Genomic DNA, 19,111 nt, shown 5'->3' with positions numbered 1-19,111 from the left:
CGCCGCCCGAGGCGGCTGCGCCCCCCGAGTACGCTCCGGTGGAGCGGGCGTCGCTCCGCGGCCTGCTGCAGGACCCGAGATACCGGCACCTGCGCCGGCGCGCCCTGATCGCGGCCGCCGCGGGGGTGGTGTTCGGCGTTCTGCTGGGCGGCTGGCGGATCGGGCTCACCGCGGCCATCCTCGCGTGGGCGGCCGACGCCGTCTACCGCGCGCGCACCATGTCCACGGTTCCCGCCTGGCGGCGGGCCTCGGCGGCGGAGCGCCGCACCGAGGCCCAGCTCAAGAAGCTGGAGCGGAACGGCTACCTGACGCTGCACGCCCGGGCCATCCCCGGCAGCGAGGCGCAGATCGACCATCTTGTCGTCGGGCCCACCGGCGTGTACGCGGTGGACTCGGAGAAGTGGGACAAGCGGCTGCCCGTAAGGGTCCAGACGCACCGCAAGCTCTTCCACGGGCCCTTCAACCGCAAGCCCCGCCTCGACGAGGCCCGGTGGGAGGCGGCCCAGGCCAGCGACCTGATCAGCAAGGCGCTCGGCCGGGAGATCACCGTGGTGCCGTCCCTGGCCATCTACGGGCCGGCGATCCCCTGGCGCATCCTCAACATCCGGGACGTCGACGTCTTCTCCGGCGGCCTGGTCCGCAAGTGGATCACCAAGCGGGAGAGGTCGCTCACCACCGCCGAGATCGACGCGATCTACCGCGCCGCCGAGCGCGTGCTGCCCGCGCGTTACCCGGAGTAGGACGGCGCGCCGTCCCGGGAGGTGGACACCGGGTCTCGGCAGCCGGGCACTGGCCGTACCATTTGAAGACTCAGACGTCTCCGGATGGGGGTCCCTCGATGCCCGCTCTCAGGTCCCGCACTGTCACCCACGGCAGGAACATGGCCGGCGCCCGCGCGCTGCTCAGGGCCACGGGCGTAGCGGGCAGCGACCTCGGCAAGCCGATCGTCGCCGTCGCCAACAGCTTCACCCAGTTCGTGCCCGGCCACGTGCACCTGCGCGAGGTCGCCGAGGTGGTGGCGGGCGCGGTCCGCGAGGCGGGCGCGATCCCGCGCGAGTTCAACACGATCGCCGTGGACGACGGCATCGCGATGGGCCACGGCGGCATGCTCTACTCGCTGCCGTCCCGCGAGCTCATCGCCGACGCGGTGGAGTACATGGTCAACGCCCACTGCGCCGACGCGCTGGTCTGCGTCTCCAACTGCGACAAGATCACTCCTGGGATGCTGCTCGCCGCCTTCCGGCTCAACATCCCCACGATCTTCGTGTCCGGCGGCCCGATGGAGGCCGGGAAGGTCCCGGGCCGCAAGCTCGACCTGATCGACCCGATGATCGCCTCCGCCGACACGAGCGTGTCGGACGCCGACCTGCTGGAGATGGAGGAGAACGCCTGCCCGACCTGCGGGTCCTGCAGCGGCATGTTCACCGCCAACTCGATGAACTGCCTCGCCGAGGCGATCGGCCTGGCCCTGCCCGGCAACGGCACCACGCTGGCGACCCACACGGCCCGCAAGACCCTGTTCGAGAACGCCGGCCGGGGGATCGTCGACCTCGCCCGGCGCTACTACGAGGAGGACGACGAGTCGGTCCTCCCCCGCAGCATCGCCACCCGCGAGGCGTTCGAGAACGCGATGGCGCTCGACGTCGCCATGGGCGGATCGACCAACACGATCCTCCACATCCTGGCCGCCGCGCGTGAGGCGGGCGTCGACTTCGGGCTCAAGGAGATCAACGAGCTGTCGCTGCGGGTGCCGTGCCTGTGCAAGGTCGCCCCCGCGACGGCCAAGTACCACGTCGAGGACGTGCACCGGGCGGGCGGCATCCCCGGCATCCTCGGGGAGCTGGACCGGGCCGGCCTGATCCACCGCGACCTGCCGACCGTGTCCTCCTCCTCCATGGCCGAGTACATCGCCAAGTGGGACCCGAAGTCTCCGGAGGTCACCGAGGAGGCCATGGAGCTGTGGCACGCGGCGCCCGGCAACGTGCGGACCGTCAAGGCCTACTCCCAGGACGCCCGCTGGGACTCCCTCGACCTCGACCGCGCCGAGGGCTGCATCCGCGACCTCGACCACGCCTACACCCGGGACGGCGGGCTCGCCGTGCTGTACGGGAACCTCGCCCAGGACGGCTGCGTCGTCAAGACGGCCGGAGTCGACGAGTCGATCTGGCGCTTCTCCGGCCCCGCCGTCGTGTTCGAGTCGCAGGAGGACGCCGTCGAGGGCATCCTCGGCAACCGGGTGAAGCCCGGTGACGTGGTCGTCATCCGCTACGAGGGCCCCAAGGGCGGCCCCGGGATGCAGGAGATGCTCTACCCGACGAGCTTCCTCAAGGGCCGCGGCCTGGGCAAGGCGTGTGCCCTGGTCACCGACGGCCGCTTCTCCGGCGGCACGTCCGGCCTGTCCATCGGCCACGCCTCCCCCGAGGCGGCCGAGGGCGGCACGATGGCCCTGGTCGAGGACGGCGACGTCATCGAGATCGACATCCCGGGCCGCTCGATCGAGCTCAAGGTGGCCGAGGACGTGCTGGCCGCCCGCCGCGAGCGGCTGCTGGCCGACCTCGGCGGCTACCGGCCGCGCGACCGGCAGCGGACGGTCTCGGCCGCGCTGCAGGCGTACGCGGCGCTCACCACCTCCGCCTCGACCGGCGCGTCCCGCGACCTGACCCAGTTGTCGCGCTGACCGCGACACCGTCACCGGGCCCGCGTGCCGTACGGCGGGGTCGCGCGGGCCTCTGCGGGAGACGGCTCTCCTTCGTCTCAGGCGTCCGGTTCCTCCGCGGCGCCCTTCGCCGTCAGCGGCTCTCCGGGGTGTCCGGGCAGCGCCGCCGCGAGCAGCGCCCAGGCCGACTGACGCATGGTCAGCACCGCCTGCTCGCGGGTGAACCCGGCGATGTCGGTGAGCCAGATCAGCGACTCGATCCCCGTCGCGGACCGGATCGCCACGGCCAGCCCGCGGACGTCGAGCCACGGGTGGGTGCTGCGTAGCGGGTCCGCGTCCTGCAGTATCGGGACCGGCCCGGCGACAGGACCGCACCGAACCGTCATCCGGACAGCGTGATGATCACCCTCACCTCGTTCAGGCGCAGGCTCACGGCCGGCGGCCGCCAGGTGGATCTCGCCCTGGAGGCCGGCCAGGTGCGGTGGCTCGACGCGCAGGAGCACTCCGGCGAGAACATCGGCGACACCACGACCCACTCCCTGTTCGTGGAGCTCAAGGAGCCCGCCCCGGCGCCGGACGCCGGCACGGCGGCCCGCGCGGTGGAGACGCCGCTGGGGCCCGCGACCTGACCCCGTTGCCGCACCGACACCGTCACCGGGTTCGGCGCCGGTCGTCAGCCGGGCGGCGCGGCTCCGAACCGGTCCAGCGCCGCCCCGATCTCCCGGCGCATCGCGTCGCTGCCGGTGTGGCCCGAGTCGTCCACCACGACGAGACGCGCGTCCGGCCAGGCCCGGGCGAGTTGCCAGGCGGTCTCCAGCGGACCGCCGAGGTCGAGGCGGCCGTGGACGAGCACTCCGGGGATGCCCGCCAGCCGGTGCGCGTCGCGGAGCAGGACACCCTCCTCCAGCCAGGCGGCGTTCGAGAAGTAGTGCGCGCAGATCCTGGCGAACGCCTGCAGAGCGGGGGAAGGCCGGTCGCTGTAGGCGTTCGGCGCGCCGTTGACCTCGTGCGCGATCACCGCGTCCTCCCACGCCGTCCAGGCGTGCGCCGCCCTGGCCCGTACGTCCGGGTCGGGATCGGACAACAGCCGCGCGTAGGCGGCAAGCAGGTCGCCGTCGCGCCGGTCCTCGGGGACGCCGCACCGGAAGCGCTGCCACTGCTCGGGGAGGAAGCGGCGGACGCCCCGGTACAACCAGTCGATCTCGGAGCGGCGGGTCATGGTGACACCGGCGAGGACGATCTCCGACACCCGCTCCGGATGGGCCTCGGCGTAGGCGAGGATGAGCGTGGAACCCCACGACCCGCCGTAGAGCAGCCACCGGTCGACGCCGAGGTGCTCGCGCAGCCGCTCCATGTCGGCGACGAGGTGGTGGGTGGTGTTCGTCGTGAGGTCGGTCGCCGGGTCGCTCGCGTGGGGCAGGCTCCGGCCGCAGTTGCGCTGGTCGAAGAGAACGATCCGGTAGCGCCCGGGGTCGAAGGCCCGCCGCTGGCGGGGCGTGCAGCCCGAGCCGGGCCCGCCGTGGACGACGAGCGCGGGCTTGCCCTCGGGGTTCCCGCAGACCTCCCAGTAGACGAGGTGACCGTCGCCGGTGTCCAGGTGCCCGTGGTCGTAGGGCTCGATCGGAGGATGCACGACGGAGAAACTACAGTCGGCGGCCCGGACCGGAAAGCGATTAAGGCGGTCGTGGCGGCATGCGACAGGGTCAGGAGAAGGTGGCCGCGCGGTCAGGTGAACCTGTCCGCTGTTCCGAGCACCCGTTCGGGAAAATGTCAGTCCTGATGATTATTGTCGAAGCATGGCCAACGTCATTCGGCACACGCTGACCGCCGAGGAACTCGCCGCCCTCGCCCTTTCCCTCGCTCACCTCGGAGCCGGCCCCCAGTCGGTCACCGCCCGGCGCGGCCTGCGCCACGCGTTCCAGCACCTCGAACTGGACGACGACGTCATCGCCACGACCCTCACCACACTGACGACCCCGCTCCCCACCGACGTCGCCCGCCGGGTGCGGGCGGTGGCCAACGCGATCACCGCACGCCTGGTGATCCGCATCCAGTACCACGACGCCGGCGGCCGGCTGTCGGTCCGCGACGTCGAGCCGGTGACCTGCATGGTCCACGGCGAGTTCTGGTACCTGGTCGGCTGGTGCCGCCTCAGGCGGTCGATCAGGGCGTTCCGCTTCGACCGGATCCTGGCGGTCGAGCCGACCGACCTGCCGGCCCGCGCGCACCTGCCGCAGCGTTACCTGCCGTTCCAACGCCGGCCGCGGGTGAGGCGCCCGACGGCCGCCTGACCCGCTCATTCCCCCGATGCGGTAGCGGACCGATGCCGTAGCGGGCGGGTCCGCAGGCGTGGGCGGCACGCCTGCGGGCCCGTCCGGCTACTCGTCTTGCACCGTGCCCCGGTTTCATGTCTCCGGGCCGCTGCGGCAGGAGCCTGCGACCTAGTGCCGCTGGTCCAGCTTCCGGGCCTCGGTGAGGAGGTCGGCGAGCGCCTGGGTCACCCGCAGCACGCCGTCCCGCGCCGCGGCGTCCTTGATCTGCTTGCCCGCCCGATCGGCGAGCTGCCGCAGGTGCGCGATCGCGGGGGGCTCGTCGCCCGCGAGGCCGGCCCGCTCGGCGTGCCGGAGACGGTCCTCCAGGCTCGCCCCGACCGCCTCGGTGATGGCGCCGGAGGCGACGTACTCGCCGACGAGGTCGCGGATCTCGGAGTACCAGGCGGGATCGCGGGTGAACGACCGCGAGATGTACCCGGCTGCGACATCGGCGAGCGTGGTCGCCACCACCTTGTCGGCGTACGACCGCGTGGCCGGGTAGAGCTGCGCGAGTTGCGCGCCGGTCAGCGGCAGGGAGCTGCCGTCGAGGAAGCAGAAGCCCGGGCCGGTGTTGGTGCCGGTGTTGATCCGCAGCGGCGCCTCCTGCTGTGCGAGGCGGATGCCGCCGAGCGCGAGGCCGAGGGAGTCCCGTGCGATCGCCGGCGGAGCCGTGTCCGTCATCTGGATCTTGGGTGCCGCCGGAGGCTGCACGCCGTAGGCGATCCAGGCGAGGGTGTGGTCGTACACGGCGTTCTGCACCATGTGCTGGGGGATGCGGGACAGCGAGGGCAGCGCGCACGTCTGCGGCTCGCCCGGGTAACCACCGGGATAGCTGCCGATGTCCCGCTTGCGCAGCGGGCCGTAGTCCCGGATGAGCTTCCAGTCGCCGTGCGACGCCCCGGCCACCTCCCAGCTGCGCAGGATCGCCGAGTCGGCCTGGGCGCGGGCGGCCGCCGGCAGGATGCCGCCGCTCACGTCGCCCTCGGAGTTGACGCGGAACACCGGCGTCGGCAGGTCGGTGCGCAGCACGCCCCCGCCTCCGTGCAGCACGACCGCGTCGAGGACGTTCGCGAGCGGCTGGACGGCGTTGTAGTAGTTCGCCAGACGGCCGGCCGACTGCGAGTGGCCGGTCGCGATCACGTATCGCGGCCGGGGAAGCTCGCCGAGCGGGCCCTTCTTGCCCGTGGGGCTGCGGACCGCCTTCACGGCCTGGCTGAAGATGTCGTAGGACAGGCTGTCGTCGCCGACCGTCCCGCCCGCGGTCACGTCCAGCGTTCCGTAACGGTCCGGGCTCCACGCCTTGAGCCCGGTCACGGAGTGCACTCCGGCGCGCTGCGCGGAGACGCCGACCCAGGCGTACCCCTCCCGGATCAGGTGCTCGTGGGACTGGAACCAGTCGACCTCCTGGTCCCACTGGTTGCTGACGTTGTACCACTCGGCGATCACGACGCCGTTGAACGCGCGGGCGTCGGCCGGGCGGCGCACGACGATGCGGGTGCGGTACGGGTTGCCGGTGCTGACCACGGTCGCGGTGCCGGTACCGCGTGTCGCGTAGCTCGTCGCCGTGCCGGAGACGAAGAACTCCTGCTCGACGTAGCCCGCCGACCTGAGGTCGACGTCGGTGGCGAGGAACGGATACCCGTGCTGGGGACTACCGACCGGGGAGGTGTTCGCGATCGGCCCCGTGAGCACCGGGTTCGCGACGCTCTCGCCGGTCGCCGTGGACGGGCGGGGCGCGGCGGGGCCGCCCGCGAGTGGTCCGCCAGGTGGTCCGCCGGGCGTCCCGCCGGGACCTGTCGCGCTCGCCGGAGCGCAGAGGGGGATGGTCAGCGCGCCGGCCAGGCCCAGCGCGATCAGGCTTCTGCGGACGTTCCGAAGAGGAGGAAGGAGAGCAGGCAAGAACGTCACCTCGCTGAGAGAGAGGCTGCGCGGGCGGAGCGCCCGCGCCGGGGGTGTCTCTGAGGCAGAGACTAACTTCCACGAAAGTCGAAAGATAGTCTTGATTAACACAGACTTTATGTTTGAGAGTCAAAAGTTCGTCTCAGCATGGACAAAGCGGAGTTCACGGCAGAGCCCGCTCACCGCTCAGCCGTGGAACGCGGACGGCCCGCGGGCGTGTCTTCCACACGCCCGCGGGCCGTCCGTACCGCCGGGACCCGATCCGAAGCGGGTCCGGCTCGGGGGTCATCCCCCGCAGCACCCTCCACCACAGCAGCCGCCGCCCGCGGGGCGCGCGGCGGGAGCACCGGACGCCTTGCCGGTGACGGCGATGGTGGACAGCAGCTTCACGGTGTCGTCGTGGCCGGAGGGGCAGACCGCCGGGTCGCCGGCCTCGGCCATGGGGCGGTTGAGCTCGAACGTCGATCCGCACGCGCGGCAACGGTAGTCATAGCGAGGCATGCGTCCAGAGTACGGCCGATCCGAGGAGGCGGGCGCCTCACTCGAAGTGGACGGTGACGTAGTCCGCGACGGGCCGGTAGCCGAGCCGCTGGTAGATGGAGTTCGACGTCGGGTTGCCCAGGTCGGTGAACAGCAGCACCTCGGTGGCCCCCTCGTCGAGGGCCTTCCTGGTGGCCGCGTGGGTGACGGCGCTGCCGTACCCGCGGCCGCGCAGGCCGGGCGGGGTGTAGACGGGCCCGATCCGGGACATGCCGGCGATCGGGGCGGAGACCCCGGCGATCGACACCGGCCTGTCCTCGTCCTCCCACCACAGCAGTTCGTCCCGGTTGAGGCGGACGGCGACGACCGGCGTGGGATCGGCGCCGCGATCGACGTGCGCCTCCTCCTGGAACTCCCGGAAGAACCGTACGGCGAGGGGCAGGTCGTCCTGCCCGGCGATCCTGGCCTTCCCCTTCGCGGAAGGGGGGCGCAGCGCGCCGAGCCGGTAGAGGCGCTGGGACGTACGGCCGGTCGCCGGGCGCCACCACGCCCCGGCGAAGGTCTCCGCGGCGACGACCGGACCCGTCACGCCCGCGATCTCCCGGTCCCGCTCGATGAGCGCGGCCGCCAGCGCGGGGAGCGCGCCGGGCGGCACGTCCCCGAGCAGCAGCGGCCGAGGCGGCGTGTGACAGAAGGCGCCGGCGACCGCGCCCTCCTCGCCGGTCAGCCAGCCCATGAGGAGGTCCTCGGCGAACTGGCCGGTGCGGATCCCGCGCAGCACGGTCAGCACGACCGTGTTGCGGACGGGATCGCGCAACAGCCAGGGCTCGGCCGCCGCGGCGTACTCCTCCACCCCGGAGGTGATCGTCCACGTCATGACGCGGTTACGCCGCCGTCTCCACCAGGTAGGGCGCCCACTGCGGGTCTCCGTCGAGTTGCGCGCCGATGAGCCGCCAGTGCGCGCCGTGCGGCACCGCCGGGGCCACGCGCAGCGCCCACCCCAGCTCCTCCAGCAGCCGGTCGGCCTTGCGGTGGTTGCACGGCATGCACGAGGCGACGCAGTTCTCCCAGGTGTGGGGGCCTCCCTTGGAGCGCGGGATCACGTGGTCGATCGTCTCGGCCCGCTGGCCGCAGTAGGCGCAGCGGAAGTTGTCCCGGCGCATCAGCGCGGCCCGGGTGAGCGGGATACGCGTCCGGTACGGGATGCGGACGTAGCGCCGCAGCCGGATCACCGAGGGGACGTCGAGCGTCCGGGTGGCCGAGCGGAGCACCGCTCCCCGGCCGTCCCGGTGGATGACGTCCGCCTTCTCTCTCAGCACCAGGATGACCGCCCGGTGCAGGGAGAGTGTGGTCAGCGGCTCGTACGTGGCGTTCAAAAGCAGGACTTGGCGCATCAGCCGACCTCCGCAGCAGCCTCGGCTGTGCGCCTGGGTTGTGGCCCCGCTGGTTGGGACCCGGATGCTTCCGTCACAGGGACCTCCGCCGGACGGCCCAGCGGATCGTCACCACGGCACCGCCCTTCACCAAAGTGTGGCCTTCTCGACGGCCCCTCCGCCACCCCATAACCGGGGTCCATGAAGTGAACGGCGGGAACGCCTGCTGCTTCTATGCCCAGCCGATCATCCCTTTACTCCAGTCTTGGCCGGGTACGGCCGATGTACCGCCCCAGTCCCTCACCTGATTTAAAGTGCCAGCATGAGCCGACCGCAGTACCCGTCCGCCCGCCGTGACGACATCGTCGACGACCTCCACGGAACGCCGGTTCCCGATCCCTACCGCTGGCTGGAGGATCCGGACGACCCGGAGGTCAAGGAGTGGCTGGACGCGCAGGAGACCCTGTTCCGCTCCGCCGAGCTGGAGGGACGCGACCACTTCCGCGGGCGGGTGGCCGAGCTGCTGCGGTCGGGATCGGTCGGCACGCCGTCCTGGCGCGGCGAGCGCCGCTTCTTCACCCGCCGCTCCCCGGAGCAGGAGCACCCGGTCCTGTACGTCGCGGACGAGGCCGGCGAGCGCGTCCTGCTCGACCCCACGGTCCTCGACCCCTCGGGGCTGACCACCCTCGACTCCTACCAGCCGAGCAAGGAGGGCGACCGGCTCGCGTACCAGATCTCCGTGGGCGGCGACGAGGAGTCGCGCCTGTACGTCGTCGACGTGGCGACCGGAGAACCGGTCGAGGGGCCGATCGACCGCTGCCGCTACTCCCCCGTCGCCTGGATTCCCGGCGGCGAGGCGTACTACTACGTGCGCAGGCTCGCGCCGTCGGAGGTCCCGGCCGGTGAGGAGCAGTTCCACCGGCGCATCTACCTGCACCGCGTCGGCTCGTCCCCCGACGACGATGTGATGATCTTCGGCGAGGGCCTGGAGAAGACCAACTACTACGGGGTGTCGGTCTCCCTCGACGGCCGCCGGCTGTCGATCTCCGCCTCGCGCGGCACCGCGCCGCGCAACGACCTGTGGGTGGCCGACCTCGCCGCCTCCTCGCCGGAGGCGCCGGAACTGGTCGTCGTCCAGCAGGACGTCGACGCCCAGACCGGGGTCCACTTCGGCCGCGACGGCCGGCTCTACGTCTTCACCGACCTCGGCGCCTCGCGCGGGCGCGTCTGCGTCACCTCCCCCGAGACGCCGGGCCCGGAGCACTGGCGCGACCTCATCCCCGAGGACCCCGAGGCGGTGCTGTCCGACTTCGCCATCCTCGACGGCATGCCGGAGCCCGTCCTGCTCGTCGGGTGGACGCGGCACGCGATCGGCGAGATCTCCCTCCACGCCCTGGAGACCGGCGAGCGGATCGGTGACGTCCCGCTGCCGGGCCTGGGGTCCGTCGGCGGGATCCTGGAACGTCCCGAGGGCGGCCACGAGGCCTGGTTCAGCTACACCGACGACATCACCCCCACCGCGGTCTTCCGGTACGACGCGCTCACCGGCGAGACGACGCTCTGGGAGGCGCCCCCGGGCTCGGTGGAGGTGCCCGAGGCGACGACCGAACAGGTCGTCTACCGGTCCAAGGACGGCACCGAGGTGCGCATGCTGGTCACCTCGCGGCCCGGCTCCGGGCCCCGTCCCACGATCCTGTACGGCTACGGCGGCTTCGGCGTGCCGATGAACCCCGGCTTCTCGGCCACCACCCTCGCCTGGGTCGAGGCGGGCGGCGTGTACGCCGTCGCCCAGCTGCGCGGCGGCGGCGAGGAGGGCGAGCAGTGGCACCGGGACGGGATGCTGGGCAAGAAGCAGAACGTCTTCGACGACCTGCACGCCGCGGCCGAGCACCTCATCGCCACCGGCGTGACCAGCAAGGACCGGCTCGCCATCTCCGGCGGCTCCAACGGCGGCCTGCTCGTCGGAGCGGCGCTCACCCAGCGCCCCGACCTGTACGCGGCCGTCGTCTGCTCGGCCCCCCTGCTCGACATGATCCGCTACGAGAAGTTCGGCCTCGGGGCGACCTGGAACGTCGAGTACGGCTCGGCCGACGTGCCGGAGGAGTTCGCCTGGCTGTGGAGCTACTCGCCGTACCACCACGTGCGGGAGGGGGTGTCGTACCCGGCCACGCTGTTCGCGGTGTTCGGCTCCGACACCCGGGTCCACCCCCTGCACGCGTGGAAGACGGCCGCGGCCCTGCAGCACGCCCAGGCGGGCGACCGGCCGATCCTGCTGCGCAACGAGACCGAGGTCGGGCACGGCGCCAGGGCGGTGAGCAGGTCGGTCGAGCTCGTGGCCGACCAGCTCGCGTTCCTGGCCCGGCACACCGGCCTGAAGGTGTCCTAACGCGGGAAGATGACGGTCTTGTGGCCGTCCAGCAGCACGCGGTGCTCGGCGTGCCAGCGGACGGCCCGGGCCAGCGCCTGGCATTCGAGGTCGCGGCCGATCGCGGCGAGGTCCTCCGGGGAGTGGGTGTGGTTCACCCGCGCGACCTCCTGCTCGATGATCGGTCCCTCGTCCAGGACGGGCGTCACGTAGTGCGCCGTGGCGCCGATCAGCTTCACCCCGCGCGAGTACGCCTGGTGGTACGGCTTGGCACCCTTGAACGACGGGAGGAACGAGTGGTGGATGTTGATCATCCGGCCGGCCAGCTTGGCGCACATCTCCTCGGAGAGCACCTGCATGTAACGCGCCAGCACGACCACGTCGGCCTGGTAGTGGTCGACGAGGGTGAGGATCTCCGCCTCCTGCCGCGGCTTGGTCTCCGGCGTGACCGGCAGGTGGTGGTAGTCCACCCCGTACGACTGGGTGAGCGGGCGCAGGTCGGGATGGTTCGACGCGACTCCCACGATCTCGATCGGCAGCAGGCCCGAGCGCACCCGGTAGAGCAGGTCGTTGAGGCAGTGGTCGAACCGGCTGACCAGCACCAGCGCCCGCGTCCGCGCCGCGAGGTCGAAGAGCTGGAAGTCCATGGCGAACTCGGGGGCGAGCGCGGCGAACTCCGCCCGCAGCTCGTCGATCGCGGGCTCGCCGGCGAACTGCACCCGCATGAAGAACCGCTCCGCGACGGGGTCGCCGAACTGCTGGCTCTCGATGATGTTGCAGCCCCGGCGGGCCAGCAGCCCCGACACGGCCGCGACCACTCCGGGCCGGTCCGGGCAGGACAGGGTCAGCACGTAATCAGCGCTCATGCTCAGTCAGATCCTCAGAGGGAAGTCGGTACCGGGTTCCAGGGTAGGGGCACTCACCCGGAGGGTGCGGGCGCGTGGACACGGCGATGACGGACGACCGGCCGGCCGCGCGGGTGGTGTGCGTGGACGACCGCTCGCGGGTGCTGCTGATGCGCTGGCACGACCCGCTCGCCGGCCGGACGTTCTGGGAGCCCCCGGGCGGCGGCATCGAGCCCGGCGAGTCGCCGCTCCAGGCGGCCCGCCGGGAGCTGTGGGAGGAGACCGGCCTGCCCGGCGACGCCGTACTGGACCGGTGGGTGCCGGTCCACCGGGACTTCCACTGGCTCGGCAGGCACTACGTGAAGACCGAGCGCTTCTACCTCGCCCGGTTCGGCACGGCGCCGCCGGTGGCCTCGGCCGCGCTGACCGAGGAGGAGAGCGGCGCCCTCCTGGGACTGGCCTGGCACGAGATCGCCGCCCTCTCCGCGCTGCCCGAGCCGCTCGATCCGCTGGAGCTGCCCGGGATCATCGACCGCCTGCTCGCCGTCGCGCTCTGACCGGTCAGCGCTCCTTCTCGTGGCGCTCCAGCGCCGCGCGTACGTCGGGGTCGCCGGGGGCGAGGGCCAGCGCGCGGCGGAGGTCGAGCAGCGCCTCACCGCGGCGGCCGAGCGCGTCCAGGGCCGTCGCGCGGTTGAAGTAGAGGGCGGCGTCCTCCCCCAGCTCGATCGCCCGGGTCAGGTCCTCGACCGCTCCCGGGGCGTCGCCGGTCTCGAAGCGCAGGGTCGCCCGGTTGGCCCAGGCCGAGGCCAGGCGGGCGTCCGTGGCCAGCGCCGCGTCGAACGCCAGCCGCGCCTCGGCGTAACGTCCGGCCGCCGTCTCGAGCTGCCCCAGCACGCCGTGCAGGTGCGCGTTGCCGGGGTCCAGGGCCAGCCCCGCCTCCACGTCCCGCCTGGCGGCCTCGTGCTCCCCGAGCATCTCCAGGATCCCGGCCCGGTTGACGTACGCGTCGAGACAGCCGGGGTCGAGGTCGAGCACGTGGCCGAGGTCGGCCCGCGCGCCCTCCAGATCCCCGGCGGCGAGACGCAGCTCCGCCCGGTTGTAGTACGCCTCGGGCAGCGGCGGGCTGACCCGCATCGCGGTCTCGTAGTCGGCCAGCGCCGCCTCGGTCCGCCCCATCTCCAGCAGCAGGTTTCCCCGGTCCAGGTAGTGGTCGGGGAAGACCGGGTCGATCCCGATGGCCACGTCGAGGTCGGCCAGCGCCTCCCGCCGGCGGCCCAGGCGCGCGAGGAGCTGCGCGCGGTTGGCGTGCAGCACCATCCGGTGCTGGGGATGGACGTCCGGGGGGAGGTCGCGCCCGGCCAGGTCGAGGGCCGACTCGACCAGGCCGAGCGCCTCGCGGAGCCGCCCCTCGCGCAGTTCGACGAGCGCCCGGCCGTTCTGGTCGAAGCCGAGCTTGAACGCCCGCTCCCGCCGGTCGGGCAGCAGCGTCGAGATCGCGATCGCCTCGTTGATCCACGCCCTGGCCCTCGTCAGGTCGCGTCGCTCCGGGTCGCGGTCCCGGGCGTCCAGCATCGCCGTGCCGTACGCCGCGGCGGCGTGGACGACCGGATCGACGCTGCCCCTCCGCGCCTGGTCGTACAGCTCCTGCGCCTGCGCACGCCGTCCGAGCCCGGCCAGGGCGGTCGCGGTGCGGTGCGCGAAACGCCACCACAGGCCGGACCCCGGCTCGCAGAGCCGCAGCCCGCGCGAGCCCAGCTCCACGACCGCGTGCAGGAAGCCCTCGGCGACGCAGTGGTCCACCGCCGCCCACAGCGCCCGCGCGGCGGCGTCCGGGTCGCCGCCGTGCTCCAGGTGGTACGGCACCGCGCCGAGGGCGCTCTCCGCCGACTCGGCGCCGGCGCTGAGCTCGGCCGCCCGCAGGACGTGCCGTCGCGCCCGCTCCTCCGGCGCCAGCGCCAGATACGCCCGGTAGGCGCGGGGGTCGTCGGAGGTACAGTCCGAGGCCAGGTAGTCGTCCGGCGGCCCGTCCAGGGGCAGCGCCTCCACCGGCCGCATGCCCTCCCACGCCGGCTCGGCGGAGCCCAGCGCCAGGGTGAGATCAGGCACCCGGCGGGCGAGGACACCCAGCAGTTCCCGGTCCGCCGGATCGGCTTCGTGCAGGTTGTCCGCCAGCAGCGTGCGCGGCTCCGCGAGATGGTCGCGGACGAACTCCGCGATCCCGTTGGCGATCCTGAGCGTGCGACGCGGCGCGGGGACGAGGATCCGCTCGTCCTCGGGAAGGCGGGCCTCGATGGTCTGGCGGCGGGCCGGCACCAGCGGGCGCAGGCTGGGCGCGACCGCGCGGATCTCGATGTCGTGGTCCGCCACCAGGTCCGGGGAACGCTCCAAGGCGGCCGGAACGATGGCGCGCAGGAGCGCACCGCCGATCGTGTACGGACCGCGTAGCCGGCGGTGCCCGTTCACGACGGGCTCCAGAGGGGGAGGCGTCTCCAGTGCGCGGAGCGCCGCCACGCGGTCCCGGGCGAGGTCTCCCCGGACCCAGATGTGGTTCGGGCGGCGCCTCACCCCTTGTGAATGACGCTCGACGTGCCGCTGAGCTTCGTCGTTCCCGGTTTGCGGATAATGATCTTCTTCATCATGCCTCTTTCCCCACTCTTGTGGACAAGGCACAAGTATTCGCAGTGATCAGCTATCCGCCAAGGGATGTAAGCATTATCTATCGCGGGAAAAGCTGGGAAACAACGCCGCCCAGCTGCTTCTCTATATAAATCACTACATTGTCGCCTCGGGCTTCGCGCCGTAACTCCCGCCATCCGGATTTACGGTAGAGCTCCAGCGCGGCGACCTGCCGCAGCGTGGTGTCGCCGAGCAGCCGGGAGTAGCCGAGGCGGCGGGCGCGCTCCTCGAGCTCCTCCGTCATCCGCGCGCCGTAACCACGCCGCTGGTGGTCGGGGTGGACCCGGAGCCGGCACATCTCGGCCGTGTGGTCGTCGATACGCCGCAGGCCCCCCATGGCGACGAGTCCCGCCCCGGCCACCTCTCCGACGAGGAAATCGCCCCCGGCGGCCAGGTAGACCTCGGTGATCCGGGGGAAGTCGTCGTCGTAGTAGACGCCGTCACCCGGCACGACACCCACCTGGGCGAGGCCGATCTGGTGGAGGGACCACACGGTGTCGAGGTCCGACCACCGGTACCGCCGGATCCGGAGAGGCGCGGCCTCGCTCTCACCGCCTTCCCTTAGGGCGTCGCACTCCAGGTCACCCGCCGGCGCGTCTTCTGCCACTCATCCTCCTCACCCGACGTCCTTTATCAGGCCCTTGGGGATGCCCACCCGGCTCTCCGCGAGCATCTCCCGGAACTCCTTGAGCTCGGGCGAGTCACCGTGCTTGGCCCGTACCGCCTTCTCCAGGTCGTATCCGGGCTTGAGCAGGAGGTCGGTCCGGTGGTCCTTGTCGACCATCTCGATCGCGGCGCGGCCCAGCTGGAGCGCGGCCTCGACGTCGCCTTCGATCAGCCGGCACAGCGCCTGGTCGAACCGGATCAGGGTCTGGTCGAGCAGATCGTCGTCCGAATACTGGGAGAGCGCCTTCTCCAGGACCACGTCGGCCTCCACGGTCTGCCCCAGCCGCACCAGGACGTCGCCCTGGTAGAAGTAGAGCTGCCGCTCGGTGTAGCCGAAGGCCGGGTTCTCCCGGTCGCTGTCGTTCATCTGCGCGAAGGCCGTCCTGGCCCGGTGCAGCGCTCGCTTGGCCTGCTCCACCACGTCGTGCCGCGACCCGCCGAGGCCGGCGATCTTCGCCAGCGCCCTCGCCTCGACCACCGGCGCCATGGTGCGCGCCGCACACGGAGTCGTACCGGCCAGGTCGCGGCTCTTCTTGGCGAGCGTCAGCGCCTCACGGGGGTCGCCGTAGTACAGCGGGACCAGCGACTCCCGGGCGGTCACCCAGGCGCGCAGGGCGCGGTCGCCGGTCTCGTCGGCCGCCATCCGGCCGGTCCGGAAGAACGAGCGGGCCAGCCGCTGGTCACCCAGATCGATCATGAGCATTCCGGACAGTCCGGCGAGCTGGGCGGACATCCGGCACAGCCGCTCCTGCACGTCGACGGGCTGGCGGTGGTTCAGCGCCTTGCGCACGGCGGCGAACTCCAGCATCACGTCGCAGAGCAGCCGCACCGGCGGCGTGTTCATGTACTGCCGGCCGAACCCCGAGGTGGCCTGCTCCCACTGGTCGAGCATCGCCGGGGAGACGGTGGCCCTCACCATGGTCTCGTCCATCCGCCGTCTGAGGTTCTCCACGGCGCCGAGCACCTCCTCGTTGAGCTCGTTCAGGCCGGCCGCGCTCACGGTGCCGCCGGCAAGGAGCCTCAACAGCGTCCTCCTAAGCACGTTCTCGTCCTCCTCGCCCCCGTCCAACGAAGGGGTGCAGTTGTCCGGCGAGGCCGGCGACGCCGGGCCTGCCCACGGAGCGGGTGAAATGTGTGGTCTGGCGTCTTCGAACGCGGCGTCCACGAGAACCTCGTGTCCGTGTCCGCAGATGCACGGGCCGTCGTAGCCCAGAGCTAGGGGTTCTACGCGGTAGACCGAGCACAGATAGTGGAGGTATTCCGGGCCGGGCCGCTTCATGCCCGACTCGTACGCGGACAGTAGCGTCTCGCCGATGCCGGGCACCGGCTTGCCGTCCCGCTCGAAGAGAGCGCGTACCTGTTCGATGACGTCGGCCAGCGCCACGCCGTGCGAGAGGCGGTGAGCCTTGATCCGCGTCGTGCCGAAGCGCTGCGCGCAGGCCTCGTAGATCTGCGCGGCGATCTGGGCCAGGGTGTACCCCGCGGCCAGGCCGCGCGCCCGGACCTGGCGCGCGATCTCCGTCTCCCTGTGTTGCCTGCCGGACATCCCGGCCCCTCTCTCGTGGCCGGCCGCACTCGCAGCCGCGTGTTTGACCGATCACGGAATCAGTCACGGAGGGTGACTCGCCCGTCGCACTCCGCCCACACCATAATGATGGAACACCCTTTGCGAGGCCAAGTCCCCAACTTGAGGAGATTGACTAAGGATCGTCTCCCGGTGAGGGTTTTCTTTCACCCGACAGGGGTTTTCCTCCACCGGTCATCTTGACCCGGCGTTGACCCGGGCGTGTCAGTGAGCCATCTTGGGCGCACCAGAGTGATCGAGCGAAAACGCAAAGTACACAATCAGCCGGGAACGGAAATGAAGGAGGACCGGCGGTGGGGACCGAGGATTTCCTGCGCCTGGAGCGTCTGGTGGCCGAACTCGACGCGCGGGGCCTGCTCGCGCGAGTCGTACACACCCCTTCGGGCCGCGCCTACGTGCGGGTCATCAACCCCGCCGCGACGAGCCTCACGGAGAACGTCGTCTGCCAGGCGGCGGACTACTGGTGGTCCTGGGGCGAGCGGATGCACCGGGCGGACGACCCCGCCGGAGCGGCGTCGAAGGTCGCCCGCGTGCTCGCCGCCGTGAGCGAGTAGCCGCACCGACCACCGTCCGGTTCCGCCGAGCGGGCGGGACCGGGCGGTCATCGAGGGGATCCCCTCCTGGAGAACGGCGCCGGACGCGCTTCCGGGTGCGCGCCCGCGCCCTGCCGTGCCGTCACCGGAGCGTGCCGTCCGCCCTCGCGGCGCCGGACGCGTTCCCGTCCCCCCGGCGATGTGACGGAGGCCGGATCTGTCGGCAGTATTGACTACGTTCGAGAAGCTGTCGTCGATCTGATCCGTGGGGGGATCCACCTCGTGTTGCCGCTGTCGCCCGCGACACCCAGCCCAGAGCCGAGCCCGAGCCTGCCCGACCCGGACGTGATCGCGGCCAAGGTGTCGGCGGCGTGCGAGAAGAGCGAGGGCGTCTTCTGCACGGTGCTCAACAGCGCCTTCCCGAATCGGGACTTCCCCGCCTGGGTGCAGCTGGTGGCGGGCGTCGTGGACGTGTTCCTGATGATCGCCCTGATCCTCGTCGGGACGCTGATCGTCCGGAACGTGGCGCTCCGGCTGATCACCCGGCTCACCGTGCGGGCGAGCGTCGGCGTGCTGCCTGAGCGGCTGCGCGGCAAGACGGTGCTGACGAGCGTGGACGCCGCGGCGGCGATCATGACCGAGCGCCGCAGGGCGCGCGCCGAGACCATGGGCTCGGTGCTGCGGAGCCTCGCGTCCGTCGTGATCCTGGGCACCGGGGCGCTGATGATCTTCGCGAAGCTCGGGATACCGATCACGCCACTGCTCACCAGCGTCGGGATCATCGGTGTGGCGCTCGGCTTCGGCGCGCAGGAGCTGGTCAAGGACTTCATCGCCGGCATGTTCATGCTCCTGGAGGACCAGTACGGCGTGGGCGATGTGATCGACACCGGTGTGGCCACCGGCACCGTGGAGGCCGTGACGCTCCGCATCACCCGGCTGCGCGACGCCGACGGCAAGGTCTGGTACGTCCGCAACGGCACGATCACCCGGGTCGGCAACGAGTCGCAGGGCTGGTCGAGGGCCCTGGTGGACGTGCCCGTCCCGTACGCGGCCGACATCGCGACGGTGCGCGACCTGCTCAAGAAACTCGCCGACGACATGTGGGACGACCCGGAGTACCGGGATCTGGTGATCGTCGAGGAACCTCAGGTCTTCGGGCTGGAGTCGGTGTCCGGCACGTCCGTCATCTTCCGGGTCAGTGTGAAGACGGTACCGGCCCGGCACCTGGAGGTCGCCCGTGAGCTGCGGCTGCGGGTGAAGAAGGCCTTCGACGAGAAGGGCATCGCCTTCGCCGCCTGACCTTACCGATCGGTAACTGGCTTAGGCTGAAAGCGTGACCAGCGAGCAGACCCTGTCCTTCTACGAGGTGGTCGGCGGCGAGGACGCCTTCCGGCGGCTCGTGCACCGGTTCTACGAGGGTGTGGCCGAGGACCCCCTGCTGCGTCCGCTCTACCCGGAGGAGGACCTCACCGGGGCCGAGGAGCGGCTGCGCCTGTTCCTCATCCAGTACTGGGGAGGTCCGAAGACCTACAGCGAGCAGCGCGGCCATCCCCGGCTGCGGATGCGGCACATGCCGTTCGTGATCGGCGAGGCCGAGCGGGACGCCTGGCTGCGCCACATGGGCGACGCCGTACGCTCCCTGGAACTGCCGCCGGAGCGGGAGAGTCAGTTGTGGGACTATCTCGTCTACGCCGCCCACAGCCTGGTCAACGCATAAGTAA

The 19,111-nt window shown here is 71.7% G+C and carries 19 protein-coding genes; 9 read left to right on the top strand and 10 right to left on the bottom strand.

Translation table 11 applies throughout. The annotated features are described in order from the left end of the window. Positions 1 to 38: 38 nt before the first annotated feature. Both HHX40_RS19050 and ilvD read left to right on the top strand, forming a co-directional pair. A complete protein-coding gene (locus HHX40_RS19050) occupies positions 39 to 740 on the top strand; it encodes a nuclease-related domain-containing protein (protein WP_244302161.1) in 702 nt (233 codons plus the stop codon). Positions 741 to 838: 98 nt separating this feature from the next. Further along, a complete protein-coding gene (gene ilvD / locus HHX40_RS19045; protein WP_182881628.1) occupies positions 839 to 2,677 on the top strand; it encodes a dihydroxy-acid dehydratase in 1,839 nt (612 codons plus the stop codon). Between the two features lie 77 nt (positions 2,678 to 2,754). Here ilvD and HHX40_RS19040 read toward each other — a convergent pair whose 3' ends face one another. Further along, positions 2,755 to 3,042, bottom strand: a complete 288-nt coding sequence (locus tag HHX40_RS19040) for a hypothetical protein (RefSeq protein WP_182881627.1) — start codon at positions 3,040 to 3,042, stop codon at positions 2,755 to 2,757. A 12-nt stretch (positions 3,043 to 3,054) separates the two neighbouring features. Between HHX40_RS19040 and HHX40_RS19035 the strand changes: the two genes are divergently transcribed. Beyond that, a complete protein-coding gene (locus HHX40_RS19035) occupies positions 3,055 to 3,285 on the top strand; it encodes a hypothetical protein (protein ID WP_220499256.1) in 231 nt (76 codons plus the stop codon). A 44-nt stretch (positions 3,286 to 3,329) separates the two neighbouring features. Here the strand turns inward: HHX40_RS19035 and pip are convergent, their stop codons facing one another. Beyond that, complete coding sequence (pip, locus tag HHX40_RS19030) at positions 3,330 to 4,289, bottom strand: prolyl aminopeptidase (RefSeq protein ID WP_182881626.1); 960 nt, start codon at positions 4,287 to 4,289, stop codon at positions 3,330 to 3,332. A gap of 163 nt (positions 4,290 to 4,452) precedes the next feature. On the opposite strand from pip, the gene HHX40_RS19025 reads away from it, so the two are divergent. Further along, positions 4,453 to 4,947 (top strand): helix-turn-helix transcriptional regulator, encoded by a 495-nt coding sequence (locus HHX40_RS19025; protein ID WP_182873708.1) that lies wholly within the window; start codon positions 4,453 to 4,455, stop codon positions 4,945 to 4,947. A 150-nt stretch (positions 4,948 to 5,097) separates the two neighbouring features. Here the strand turns inward: HHX40_RS19025 and HHX40_RS19020 are convergent, their stop codons facing one another. The 4 genes from HHX40_RS19020 to HHX40_RS19005 form a co-directional block, all read right to left on the bottom strand. Then, on the bottom strand, positions 5,098 to 6,867 hold the full coding sequence (locus HHX40_RS19020; protein WP_182881625.1) for an alpha/beta hydrolase domain-containing protein: 1,770 nt from the start codon (positions 6,865 to 6,867) through the stop codon (positions 5,098 to 5,100). A 285-nt stretch (positions 6,868 to 7,152) separates the two neighbouring features. Beyond that, entirely contained in the window at positions 7,153 to 7,368 is a 216-nt protein-coding gene (locus HHX40_RS19015; RefSeq protein ID WP_111700843.1) for an FmdB family zinc ribbon protein, read from the bottom strand. Positions 7,369 to 7,405: 37 nt separating this feature from the next. Continuing rightward, positions 7,406 to 8,224 (bottom strand): GNAT family N-acetyltransferase, encoded by an 819-nt coding sequence (locus tag HHX40_RS19010; RefSeq protein WP_182881624.1) that lies wholly within the window; start codon positions 8,222 to 8,224, stop codon positions 7,406 to 7,408. A 7-nt stretch (positions 8,225 to 8,231) separates the two neighbouring features. Continuing rightward, positions 8,232 to 8,741, bottom strand: coding sequence for an HNH endonuclease (locus tag HHX40_RS19005; RefSeq protein WP_111700845.1), 510 nt, complete (start codon positions 8,739 to 8,741; stop codon positions 8,232 to 8,234). A 301-nt stretch (positions 8,742 to 9,042) separates the two neighbouring features. Between HHX40_RS19005 and HHX40_RS19000 the strand changes: the two genes are divergently transcribed. Then, complete coding sequence (locus tag HHX40_RS19000; protein WP_182881623.1) at positions 9,043 to 11,106, top strand: prolyl oligopeptidase family serine peptidase; 2,064 nt, start codon at positions 9,043 to 9,045, stop codon at positions 11,104 to 11,106. On the opposite strand, the gene purU is transcribed toward HHX40_RS19000, so the two are convergent. After that, positions 11,103 to 11,951: a formyltetrahydrofolate deformylase gene (purU, locus tag HHX40_RS18995; RefSeq protein WP_182873712.1), complete on the bottom strand. Its 849-nt coding sequence runs from the start codon at positions 11,949 to 11,951 to the stop codon at positions 11,103 to 11,105. The two genes, HHX40_RS19000 and purU, sit on opposite strands and share 4 nt — an antisense overlap. 74 nt (positions 11,952 to 12,025) lie before the next feature. On the opposite strand from purU, the gene HHX40_RS18990 reads away from it, so the two are divergent. Then, on the top strand, positions 12,026 to 12,487 hold the full coding sequence (locus HHX40_RS18990; RefSeq protein ID WP_310738183.1) for an NUDIX hydrolase: 462 nt from the start codon (positions 12,026 to 12,028) through the stop codon (positions 12,485 to 12,487). A 4-nt stretch (positions 12,488 to 12,491) separates the two neighbouring features. Here the strand turns inward: HHX40_RS18990 and HHX40_RS18985 are convergent, their stop codons facing one another. From HHX40_RS18985 to HHX40_RS18975, 3 genes are all read right to left on the bottom strand, one after another. Then, positions 12,492 to 14,495, bottom strand: coding sequence for a tetratricopeptide repeat protein (locus HHX40_RS18985; RefSeq protein ID WP_182881622.1), 2,004 nt, complete (start codon positions 14,493 to 14,495; stop codon positions 12,492 to 12,494). Between the two features lie 151 nt (positions 14,496 to 14,646). Continuing rightward, on the bottom strand, positions 14,647 to 15,213 hold the full coding sequence (locus HHX40_RS18980) for a GNAT family N-acetyltransferase (protein ID WP_310738182.1): 567 nt from the start codon (positions 15,211 to 15,213) through the stop codon (positions 14,647 to 14,649). A 9-nt stretch (positions 15,214 to 15,222) separates the two neighbouring features. Further along, positions 15,223 to 16,818, bottom strand: a complete 1,596-nt coding sequence (locus tag HHX40_RS18975) for a helix-turn-helix transcriptional regulator (RefSeq protein WP_182881621.1) — start codon at positions 16,816 to 16,818, stop codon at positions 15,223 to 15,225. Positions 16,819 to 17,150: 332 nt separating this feature from the next. On the opposite strand from HHX40_RS18975, the gene HHX40_RS18970 reads away from it, so the two are divergent. The 3 genes from HHX40_RS18970 to HHX40_RS18960 all read left to right on the top strand — a co-directional run bounded on the left by HHX40_RS18970 (position 17,151) and on the right by HHX40_RS18960 (position 19,107). Next, positions 17,151 to 17,411 (top strand): hypothetical protein, encoded by a 261-nt coding sequence (locus tag HHX40_RS18970; RefSeq protein WP_182881620.1) that lies wholly within the window; start codon positions 17,151 to 17,153, stop codon positions 17,409 to 17,411. A 261-nt stretch (positions 17,412 to 17,672) separates the two neighbouring features. Continuing rightward, the gene (locus HHX40_RS18965) at positions 17,673 to 18,689 is read left to right on the top strand and encodes a mechanosensitive ion channel family protein (protein WP_310738181.1); all 1,017 of its coding nucleotides are present in this window, start codon (positions 17,673 to 17,675) and stop codon (positions 18,687 to 18,689) included. 34 nt (positions 18,690 to 18,723) lie between these two features. Beyond that, positions 18,724 to 19,107 (top strand): globin, encoded by a 384-nt coding sequence (locus tag HHX40_RS18960; protein ID WP_310738180.1) that lies wholly within the window; start codon positions 18,724 to 18,726, stop codon positions 19,105 to 19,107. The last annotated feature ends 4 nt before the right edge of the window (positions 19,108 to 19,111 follow it).

The sequence above is a fragment of the Microbispora sp. H10949 genome (assembly GCF_014161435.1).
GTDB classification, from domain to species: Bacteria; Actinomycetota; Actinomycetes; order Streptosporangiales; family Streptosporangiaceae; genus Microbispora; species Microbispora triticiradicis.
This window is presented reverse-complemented; position numbering and strand designations above follow the sequence as displayed.

What these genes read in the sequence shown, in the direction of transcription:
- ilvD (WP_182881628.1), top strand. Translation starts at nt 839, where the DNA reads ATGCCCGCTCTCAGGTCCCGCACTGTCACCCACGGCAGGAACATGGCC.
- HHX40_RS19040 (WP_182881627.1), bottom strand. Translation starts at nt 3,042, where the DNA reads ATGACGGTTCGGTGCGGTCCTGTCGCCGGGCCGGTCCCGATACTGCAG.
- HHX40_RS19035 (WP_220499256.1), top strand. Translation starts at nt 3,055, where the DNA reads ATGATCACCCTCACCTCGTTCAGGCGCAGGCTCACGGCCGGCGGCCGC.
- HHX40_RS19025 (WP_182873708.1), top strand. Translation starts at nt 4,453, where the DNA reads ATGGCCAACGTCATTCGGCACACGCTGACCGCCGAGGAACTCGCCGCC.
- HHX40_RS19015 (WP_111700843.1), bottom strand. Translation starts at nt 7,368, where the DNA reads ATGCCTCGCTATGACTACCGTTGCCGCGCGTGCGGATCGACGTTCGAG.
- HHX40_RS19010 (WP_182881624.1), bottom strand. Translation starts at nt 8,224, where the DNA reads ATGACGTGGACGATCACCTCCGGGGTGGAGGAGTACGCCGCGGCGGCC.
- HHX40_RS19005 (WP_111700845.1), bottom strand. Translation starts at nt 8,741, where the DNA reads ATGCGCCAAGTCCTGCTTTTGAACGCCACGTACGAGCCGCTGACCACA.
- HHX40_RS19000 (WP_182881623.1), top strand. Translation starts at nt 9,043, where the DNA reads ATGAGCCGACCGCAGTACCCGTCCGCCCGCCGTGACGACATCGTCGAC.
- purU (WP_182873712.1), bottom strand. Translation starts at nt 11,951, where the DNA reads ATGAGCGCTGATTACGTGCTGACCCTGTCCTGCCCGGACCGGCCCGGA.
- HHX40_RS18975 (WP_182881621.1), bottom strand. Translation starts at nt 16,818, where the DNA reads ATGTCCGGCAGGCAACACAGGGAGACGGAGATCGCGCGCCAGGTCCGG.